This is a genomic window from Natronoflexus pectinivorans, from assembly GCF_004345615.1.
GTDB lineage: Bacteria > Bacteroidota > Bacteroidia > Bacteroidales > Marinilabiliaceae > Natronoflexus > Natronoflexus pectinivorans.
Genome location: NZ_SLWK01000037.1, coordinates 1 through 2,281, shown reverse-complemented (window position 1 = coordinate 2,281; position 2,281 = coordinate 1). Strand labels below are relative to the sequence as shown.

Sequence of the window (2,281 nt, the reverse complement as noted above, 5' to 3'; positions counted from 1 at the left end):
TTTTTGATGATTCAATGACAAAGATAATAATAGTTCGGAAATAATCAGAACAAATGTGCGTGTTTTTTTGGTTCAATTGCGCATAACGGTTACGTGTATGGTGTCGTTTGGCGATTCGAAGCACTTTCCTGTCGAACCGTTACAAAGTTTTTCAGATGTAACGCCCTTGAAATTAGCACTATCCGCCAAATGCACTATACACGATGTTAGTGGCTGGCATTATTTCTTCCCAAGTAATTTTTGATGCCATTTTAAATTCTTTAATCTAATTATTTCATTCTCTTTAACCCTTAGTATTTGTTCTAATTCCGTAATCGCTTTTTTCTGTTGTTGAATAATTGATTCTTTGTCCTCAATTGTCTTTTCTTGGTTGTTTACTTTATCAACTAAATCCTTTAATTCACCCTCTTGCTGATTCGTCAACTTTTCAAACTCCTTTGTTTTATCAAGTAATAGTTTTATTGAATCATTCTGCTTGCTAATTTTGGCAAAGTTTTCAGAATTTTCCTTTAACAATTCATTATTTGTGTTTTCAATTTCCGTCTTGATTTTAGCTAATTCTTCATGTGTGTCTTTAAGTCCTTGATATTTGTTTTTAAATGAAGAAATTCTTGAAGCAATTGTGATAAAATATTTTTTAAATCCTCTTGTTTCAACGTCATTCCTATATTTTATTGCTTGAATAAAGTTTTCGTAAGCTGCATTGAAATCATAGTTCTGCACAGCTTCTCTTGACTTTTTATAATAAAAGTCAGCTTTACCTGCATTTAATTCTTGAACAATCAATGTACTTGGAGTTTCGTTTTGTGCAAAGCTTAAAACATTAGGGTCAGTTTTTATAGCATTGTTATGGATTTTAGTCTTTAAAACCAGTCCATTAAAAGTTGTGCAACGGCTTAAAGCAACATAAACTTGCCCTGATGCAAACGCAGCACCTAAGTCTGCAATGACTTTTTCAAATGTCAGTCCTTGGCTTTTATGAACAGTAATCGCCCAGGCTAATTTGATTGGAAACTGAGTAAATGTTCCAATTATTTCTTCTTCAATTTTCTTTTCCTCGTCATTCCATTTGTATCTTATGTTTTCCCATTCCTGTTTTTCGACTGTTATTTCATTTCCTTCGGAAAACTCAACAATTATGGCATTGTCTTCTATTGATTTTATTTTTGCAATCTTTCCATTAAAGTATCTTTTCGCTCTGTCATTCTTGATGAACATAATTTGAGCGCCTTGCTTGAGTTGTAAGATTCTTTCAGTTGGCATTATGTTTTCAGGGAAAGTTCCTGTAACTGTAGCTTCAAAAAGTTTTAACTCTGTTTCTAATTTGGCTAATTTGGTAAGGTTTGTACTATCTACTATCTTATTATGAGTTGCGAGCGTAATGTAATTAGAGCCATTTTCAGGCGAGAACGTTGGATTAAACTTAGAGTTTAAAATTCCTAATTCATTTGCGGTAACCTGATTTACGCGAACTCTGTTTAAAAGGTCTATGAATTCTTGCTCATTTTGTCGATAGATTTTCTTTAATTCGATGTAAACAGGCTTATTATTCTCAATTATTTTCGAACCAAAGAAAAATTCAGTTGAATAAAACTCTTTCAGAATGTTCCATTCGTCAGGTCTTGCAATGGGTGCTAATTGAAAAGTGTCTCCAATTAAAATAACTTGAACACCTCCAAAAGGTAAATTTTCCTTTCTCCTGAAAACACGAAGTAACTTATCTACCACATCAATTAAATCACACCGAACCATTGAGATTTCGTCAATTATCAGAAGTTCCATACCTCTAATAATCTCCAATTTCTCTTTAAAATATTTAAAATGGTCAAATATGGTACTACGGTCAGAGTCATTCAAATCTGCTTTAGTCCTCAACCTTTTATCATTTGGAACATAAACACTTGGTCTGATTTGAAAAAAAGAATGTATTGTTTGTCCACCTGCATTTACTGCTGCTACTCCTGTAGGAGCAAGAATTACAGTATTTTTTTTAGTTGTCTCTCGTAGGTATTTTAGAAAAGTAGTTTTACCTGTACCTGCTTTACCAGTCAAATAAACAAGCTTATCTGTATGCTTTACAAAGTCAGAAGCATAATTGAATTCAACATTTGTTTCGTCTAATTCTATGTTATCAATTATTATCGGCATAGTTTATTATTTGCACTGTGGTTCTTTTATGCTTGCCACTAACGGTCACATATATGAAATGTTGGGGGCTTCGGGAGTCAGAATTATCGGCCGACACAGAAATTTATGCGGAGCACAAACGTCAATGTAAGCA

Annotated in this window: 1 protein-coding gene; it reads right to left on the bottom strand. The window is 33.1% G+C overall.

Features of this window, described 5'->3' with window-relative positions; translation table 11 throughout:
- Positions 1-219: 219 nt before the first annotated feature.
- Positions 220-2,148 carry an ATP-dependent DNA helicase gene (locus tag EV194_RS16785; RefSeq protein WP_132435697.1) on the bottom strand — a complete coding sequence of 643 codons (1,929 nt, stop codon included), beginning with the start codon at positions 2,146-2,148 and terminating at the stop codon, positions 220-222.
- Between the last annotated feature and the right edge of the window lie 133 nt (positions 2,149-2,281).